The organism is Pseudoalteromonas luteoviolacea DSM 6061 (assembly GCF_001625655.1).
In the GTDB taxonomy this organism is placed as follows: Bacteria; Pseudomonadota; Gammaproteobacteria; order Enterobacterales; family Alteromonadaceae; genus Pseudoalteromonas; species Pseudoalteromonas luteoviolacea.
On record NZ_AUYB01000012.1, the window covers coordinates 1 to 316 of the forward strand.

At 45.9% G+C, this 316-nt stretch carries 1 protein-coding gene; it reads right to left on the reverse strand.

Features of this window, described 5'->3' with window-relative positions; all coding sequences use genetic code 11:
• Positions 1-316: hypothetical protein (locus N475_RS25660; protein WP_162269573.1), on the reverse strand; the 316-nt coding region annotated here is incomplete at both ends.

Here is a 316-nt window from a genome sequence, read left to right on the forward strand (position 1 = left end):
TAACTTAATCGCAATACCATCTAGGGCAAAGTCATTACCATTTAACGTGCCGTCTTGATTGATATCTACAAATACGCGGCCGGATACCGACTTATCGCCCGCTTTTGGCTTTTCTGTAAAGCGGATCGCTGGTGTGGGCTCTGTGCCAACCACAACCTTTGCGGTATTACTTACCACGCCAGATTCTGTACCTATATAACGCTTACCGGTTTGATATTCGGTTGAAGGGGTTTGTGTAAGGGTGTAGCCATCGGCATTAGATTCAGTTAACTCTACAAAGCTAAAGTCACCTTGTGCGTCAGTGGTGGTGGTTAAC